Origin of the sequence: Clostridium sp. MSJ-8, from assembly GCF_018918325.1 — a bacterium.
Classification (GTDB): Bacteria; Bacillota; Clostridia; order Clostridiales; family Clostridiaceae; genus Clostridium.
Window position 1 is genome coordinate 21,885 of sequence record NZ_JAHLQH010000037.1, and the last position, 7,144, is coordinate 29,028.

A 7,144-nucleotide genomic window follows, 5' to 3' on the forward strand; every position below is an offset into this window, starting at 1 on the left:
TTTTGTTAATTTTGAGTTATATCTAAATTACCAAACTTTGATAACTGTCCTAAGAATGCTAGTTTTACAGTTCCAACTGGGCCATTTCTTTGTTTTGCCACTATGCATTCTGCAACATTTTTTTCTTCTGTTTCTTTATTGTAGTATTCATCTCTATACAAGAACATAACCAAATCTGCATCCTGCTCTATAGAACCTGATTCTCTTAAATCAGATAACATAGGTCTATGATCTGCTCTTTGTTCTGGTGCACGTGATAATTGCGATAATGCAATTACAGGACATTCCATTTCTTTTGCTAGAGCCTTTATAGATCTAGATATTTCTGATACTTCTTGTTGTCTATTATCTGTTGACGATCCACTCATTAATTGTAGATAATCAATAAGTATTAAATCTATTCCATACTCTATTTTTAATCTTCTACATTTAGATCTCATTTCCATAACAGATACTCCTGCTGTATCATCTATGTAGATTTTTGCATTTCCTAGAGGTCCTGCCGCCTTTGCTATACTCTCCCAATCTTTATCTTCTAGTGTTCCTGTTCTTAGCTTTACTAAATCAACATTTGCTTCTGAACATAATAACTTATAAGCTAACTGTTCTTTAGACATTTCTAGTGAAAAAATAACTACACTCTTACCTTCCCTTAAAGCTGCATGTTCTGCAATATTAAGTGCAAATGTAGTCTTTCCCATAGAAGGTCTTGCTGCAATTAGTACCATATCACCTTTTTGAAACCCTGATGTCTTTGCATCTAAATCAATAAATCCAGATCCTACTCCTGTTATCGAGCCTTGATCATTAAATAATCTTTCTATTTCTTCTAATCCTCTTCCAAGAACATCTTTTATGGATTCAAAATCATTAGAAGTTTTCTTCTCTGCTATATCAAAAATCTTTTTTTCAGCTTGATCTAGTACATTTTCAACGTTCCCTTGCTTATTATAACTATCTTCAATTATTGCTGTAGATGCTTTTATTAATTTTCTAAGTAATGATTTTTCTTCTACAATCTTTATATAAGAAGGTAAATTAGCTGTAGTAGCAACTGAGTTACTTAGTTCTGTAACATAAGTAACTCCACCTGCTCTTTCTAATAAATCATTTGATTTAAGGTATTCTAAAACAGTAAGTATATCTACTGCAGTATCTTCCTTAAATAACTCCAATATACTTTTGTATATTACCTTATGACCATCTCTATAAAAATCATCTTCATTTAACTTCTCTGATACCTTTACGATTGCATTCTTATCAATAAGCATGGAACCAATTACTGATTGTTCAGCTTCTAAACTTTGTGGTAAACTTCTCATAATTGGTGTTTCCATTCACACTGCTCCAATCCTTTATTTATATTTCTTAAAAAACTTGCTTTATTAATTCTTCTATATCAGATACTGGATTAACCTTTATGTCAGTTAATCCTATAGGTACATCTTTCTCATTATCCTTAGGTACAAAAACTTGCTTTATACCTTTTCTTCTTGCACCATATATTTTTTCAAATATTCCACCTACAGGCTTAATATTTCCTCTAAGAGATATTTCACCTGTTACAGCTATATCTTGTCTCAATGGTTTATTTTGTAATGCACTTATAATACATAATGTTATAGCTGCACCTGCTGAAGGACCATCTATATTTCCTCCACCAATCACATTAACATGAATATCATAATCTCTTATATCCTTATCTGTTATTCTTCTAATAACAGATGCTGCATTATAAACTGAATCTTTCGCCATAGAACCAGCTGTCTCATTAAACCTTACAGTTCCACTTCCTGATTTCTTTGATTCAAATACTGACGCTTCTATTTCTATAGTTGAACCCATGAAGCCACTTACACCTAAACCATAAATATGACCTACTTCATATTTATCTGTATTTTGAAGTATCTCATATGGAACATATCTACTTATAGATATAACCTCCTCAATGTCCTTAAGCCTTATAGTTATATTATCTGCATTATTTGCTTCATACAATGCATATCCGTAAGCATCTGCTAATATATTACATGCTTTTCTTCCTTCTATTGTATATCTACTTATATACTCATCTACGCCATTTTCTAATTTTATATTTAACTTGTTAGCAGCATTTCTAACTATTGTTTTTATATTGTCTGCTGATAAAGGTTCAAAATATACCTCTGTACATCTTGATCTTAATGCAGCATTAATATCCTTAGGCTCTCTTGTTGTTGCACCTATTAAAACAAAATCAGCTGGTGCACCTTTATCAAATAAGTATTTTATATACTTTGGTGTATTTTCATCATCTGGATCATAATAAGAAGATGAAAATTCAACTCTTTTATCTTCAAGAACTTTTAATAATTTATTCTGAAGGATATTATCTAATTCACCTATTTCATCTATAAATAATATTCCTCCATGAGCTTCTGTAACAAGTCCTAGTTTAGGTTCAGGTACTCCCATATCAGCTAAATCTCTTTTGCTACCTTGATATATAGGATCATGAACTGATCCTAAAAGTGGATTTGCTATTTCTCTAGGATCCCATCTAAGTGTAGTTCCATCTACCTCTACGAACTTTGATTCATCATCAAAAGGAGTATATTTAAGCTTTCTAGCTTCTTCTAATGCTATTCTAGCTGCTGTTGTTTTTCCTACTCCTGGTGGTCCATATAAGATTATATGTTGAGGATATGGTGAAGAAATCTTTGATATAAGCGATTTTATAGCTCTTTCTTGACCAACAATTTCTTCAAATGTTTCAGGTCTTAGCATAGACATAATACTTTTATTTATAGTCTTCTTATCAAGATTTAATAGTTCTTGATACTTTGCTTCTGTCTTTTTATTTTCTCCACCTTTTCTCTTGCGTAATACAGATAATCTCACATCATCTATATAACGTTCTTGTTTTTCCATAATAGACTTTTCTACTTCTGTTTCTATATCAGATTCAACATATTTTCTAGCTACATTATCTGATATCCAGTCAATAGTATCTTCTATAACTTCATCTATATCCTCTTCAGCTGGTATGGTATTATATTTTCCATTTCCATCAGAAGCAATCATATTAAGTGCATACACCCTTTCCGCTAAATTAGGTGATGATATATATTTTTGCAATTTGTATTTTACTGTACGAGCTCTTACAGCACCACTGTCTAAGACATTTTCTAATAACTCAAACATAATGCTAACCTGAGATTCTCTTGATATCTCTCCATTAGCAATTTGCTTTAGAGACTCCATATTGTCTTGGAATTTCAAGCAATCTTCCTCCTATTCTTGTGGAACAATAATTACTCTCATCTTTGTAGAAACCTCTGGATATAATTTTACTTCTATCTCATATCCACCAGCTACTTTTATTGTATCCATTACTATTTTCTTTTTATCTATCTTTACTTTGTATTGTTTCTCTATTAATCCAGCTACATCTTTACTAGTTATTGCTCCAAATAACTTCCCATTTTCTCCTGTCTTTGCTGGTATCTTTATTTCTTTTCCTCTTAATTCATTAGCTAATTTTTGTGCTTCTTCTAGTTCAGCTAATTTTTGTTTTCTTTCATTTTCCTTTACATTGTTTAAAATATGAAGGTTACTCTCAGTTGCTTCTTCTGCTAATTTCTTTGGAAATAAAAAATTTCTTGCATATCCATCAGAAGCATTTATTACTTCACCCTTTTTACCTAATTTCTTAACATCTTGTAATAATATAACTTTCATAGTTTATTCACCAACCTTTAAATATTTATCTATCTTATCATTCAATTGTTTTTTAGCCTCATCAAGTGTTACTCCTGTAAGTTTTGCACCTGCGATATTCATATGTCCACCGCCTCCTAATGATTCTAAAACCACTTGAACATTTATATCACCAACAGATCTACCACTTATATATATTTCACCATCTATATCCCCTAAAACAAAGCTAACTGAAATACCTGATATATTTAATAATTCATCAGCTGCTTTTGCAATTATAACACTATTAACATTATTAGGACATACAGCAACAGCACAATGTATATCTGGATCTACTTCTGCTGATTTTATAGCTTCTGCAATTAACAAATAATCTTCTAGATTATCCGTAAACATTTTTTTAACTTCTATAGAATCTGCACCTAAACTCTTAAGATATGATGCTGCTTCAAAAGTTCTAACTCCAGTCTTAAATGAAAAACCTTTTGTATCCATATACATACCTGCAAGTAATCCTTCTGCTTCAGTACTTGTTATATCTGGTTCCTTAACCATATATTGAACCATCTCTGTAACCATTTCTGAAGTTGATGATGCATACACCTCTATATAACTTAAAAAAGTTCCTGTAATCATATCCGGACTTCTTCTATGATGATCTATAACAACTTTCTTTTTACTTTTATCAACTATGTCAATGCCTGATATATAGCCTCTATTATGAACATCCATAACTAGAACTAATGTATTGTCATCTAGTTCTTCTAACGCATTTTGTATAGTAATAAACCTTCCATCATATCTAGAATCCGCTTTTAACTTATTCAAATAATACTCTATTGCTTTTGTATCTTTATTTAAGGCAATAAAACTTTCTTTTCCTAACTGTCTTATTACTGATGATAATGCCACAGCTGATCCGAAACAATCCATATCAGGATTTTCATGTCCAACGATATATATTTTACTGCTCTCATGTATAAGTTCAATAAGTGCTTTTGCAACTACCCTAGCTCTAACTCTACTTCTCTTTTCTATTTCTTTTGTATTACCACCAAAGAACTTCACACATTCTTGATCCTTAATAACAACTTGATCTCCGCCTCTACCTAATGCTAATTCTAGAGCAAGATTAGCATAATTACTTTTTTCTAAAGGAGTAATTCCACCTCTTCCTATACCTATACTCAAAGTAACTTCTATTTTATTACCTTTATAAATCTTAGATATATCATCTAAAATAGGAAAACTATCTTCTATATCTTGTTGTATATACTTATCTTGAACACTTAAAATATATTTATTCGTATCATATTTTTTTATCATTGCATTTCTGCTTGTAGCATATGAATTGATTGTTCTCTCAATATCTGCTACTAATAACGGTACATTATTCTGCTCAGTAGAATCAATAACATCTTTAAAATTATCAACTTCTATAAGAACTATATTTTCCTTTATATCGTTAGGTTTTAATATTTCAGTAATATCATCAAAAGTTATTATTATATACTTAATATTATCTTGTTCTATTGTCCTTAATCTAACTTTATAAATATTATTATTTATCTTCACTCTATGTTCATTACTACTACCAATAATATCAATGTCTTTTACAATATTATTTATATTTTCATAAGTAATTATCTTGGTATTACATATCTCTGAAAAATTTGAATTATACCATACAATCTCTCCAGTTTCATGAACTATAACTATAGGTGTTGCCAAATTATACGCTTGCTCTTCCACTAATTCACTTATGCGATTAGTTAATTTATTTATATTATTATCTTTCTTCCAATAAGTATATAAATTAATTAATAAACAAACATATATTATTGCTAATATAGCTATTGCTACACCTACATAATGATAAAAACAAAGTACCATTGTAACTCCTAACATTACTATAGGAATTATACAAAATTGTATCAGTTTCTGCTTATTCATAAAATTAGCTGTTACTATTATCAATTGTCTTCTATCTTATAGCTCTAGTAACTTCTCCTTTCTAAAATTAGATATTTACTAATTTTGTCCGTATATATATTTTAAATTCTTTTGTTCATTATTGCAATAATTCTATAAATTGATTTTATACAAATATCCTCATTAAAAGCTTTATAAATTATTATAACGAAAAAAGGACTATTCTTAAAAGAATAGTCCTTCATAATTATTACTACTCAGTTGTGAATGGTAATAATGCTATATTTCTAGATCTCTTTATAGCTACTGTTAATTCTCTTTGGTGCTTAGCACAAGTTCCTGAAATTCTTCTTGGTAATATCTTACCTCTTTCAGTAACATATTTTCTTAACTTAGCTACATCTTTGTAATCTATAGTTTCAGCTTTTTCTGCACAAAAAGCACAAACTTTTTTCTTAGATCTTCTTACTTTACCGCCTGGTCTTCTGTTGTTATTTTCTTTCATTCCATTTCCCTCCTTACCTAAAAAGAATTTTAGAATGGCATATCTCCATCATCTACAGGAGTAATGTCATCATTGAATCCAGCGCCACCAAATGCATCATTGTTAGCTGCTGAATTGTTAGAATTCGAATTATATCCGCCACCGAAATTATCACTGCTATTACTATCTTTTGAATCGATAAAATCAAAAGTATCTACAGCTACATCAGTTGTATATCTCTTGGTTCCATCTTGAGCATCATAACTACCAGTTCTAATGCTTCCTGAAACAGCGATTTGCTTTCCTTTAGTGAAGTATTGTGATATTATTTCTGCTGTCTTACCAAATGCTACACAGCTGATAAAATCAGTCTCATCCTTTTTGAATTGTCTGTTAACAGCTACAGTAAATCTACTAACTGCATTTCCACTGCCTGCTGCAAATCTCAATTCAGGATCTCTTACAAGTCTTCCTACTAGAACAACTTTATTCATTTCACACTACCTCCATATTAAGCTTCAGCTACGATGATATGTCTCATAATTCCATCAGTAATTCTGAATACTCTGTCTAATTCTTTTGGTAATTCAGGACTAGCAGTAAAGTTTACTAAAGTATAGTAACCTTCGTTAACTTTGTCTATTTCGTAAGCAAGCTTTCTCTTACCCCAAACATCAACGTTGTCAACAGTTCCACCACCATTTTCAATTATACCCTTGAACTTTTCGATGTTAGCGTTTAGTGCTTCTTCATCTAAAGATGGGTTTTGTATGAATATAGTTTCGTACTTTCTCATCTATTACACCTCCTCCCCTTGGCCTAACGGCTGTGCTCTGCACAGCAGGGATTACAATTAGTTATTTTATCATTCTTCATAACTTTTTGCAAGTTTTTATTCATTTTCTTTAATCAGCGGTAAAGATTAAATTTATTTATATTGAATAAATTTCTCATAATCTCGCCTTTAAATTGTCTGAAAATTTTGAAAATTTATCTTTGCTTGTTTTTTAAAAAACGATAAACTAGAGC

7 protein-coding genes are annotated in these 7,144 nt (G+C 30.5%); all 7 read right to left on the reverse strand.

From position 1 onward, the window contains the following. Window positions 1-5: 5 nt before the first annotated feature. The 7 genes from KQI77_RS07995 to rpsF all read right to left on the reverse strand — a co-directional run bounded on the left by KQI77_RS07995 (window position 6) and on the right by rpsF (window position 6,911). The gene (locus KQI77_RS07995) at window positions 6-1,337 is read right to left on the reverse strand and encodes a replicative DNA helicase (RefSeq protein ID WP_216389923.1); all 1,332 of its coding nucleotides are present in this window, start codon (window positions 1,335-1,337) and stop codon (window positions 6-8) included. Between the two features lie 31 nt (window positions 1,338-1,368). After that, on the reverse strand, window positions 1,369-3,243 hold the full coding sequence (gene lonC, locus KQI77_RS08000; protein WP_216389931.1) for a Lon family ATP-dependent protease: 1,875 nt from the start codon (window positions 3,241-3,243) through the stop codon (window positions 1,369-1,371). 30 nt (window positions 3,244-3,273) lie between these two features. Beyond that, entirely contained in the window at window positions 3,274-3,720 is a 447-nt protein-coding gene (gene rplI / locus KQI77_RS08005; protein ID WP_216389924.1) for a 50S ribosomal protein L9, read from the reverse strand. Window positions 3,721-3,723: 3 nt separating this feature from the next. Continuing rightward, entirely contained in the window at window positions 3,724-5,652 is a 1,929-nt protein-coding gene (locus KQI77_RS08010) for a DHH family phosphoesterase (RefSeq protein ID WP_216389925.1), read from the reverse strand. A 232-nt stretch (window positions 5,653-5,884) separates the two neighbouring features. Further along, window positions 5,885-6,136 carry a 30S ribosomal protein S18 gene (rpsR, locus tag KQI77_RS08015; protein ID WP_216389926.1) on the reverse strand — a complete coding sequence of 84 codons (252 nt, stop codon included), beginning with the start codon at window positions 6,134-6,136 and terminating at the stop codon, window positions 5,885-5,887. 29 nt (window positions 6,137-6,165) lie between these two features. Beyond that, window positions 6,166-6,609, reverse strand: coding sequence for a single-stranded DNA-binding protein (locus tag KQI77_RS08020; protein WP_216389927.1), 444 nt, complete (start codon window positions 6,607-6,609; stop codon window positions 6,166-6,168). A 17-nt stretch (window positions 6,610-6,626) separates the two neighbouring features. Further along, window positions 6,627-6,911, reverse strand: coding sequence for a 30S ribosomal protein S6 (gene rpsF, locus KQI77_RS08025; protein ID WP_216389928.1), 285 nt, complete (start codon window positions 6,909-6,911; stop codon window positions 6,627-6,629). Window positions 6,912-7,144: the final 233 nt, after the last annotated feature.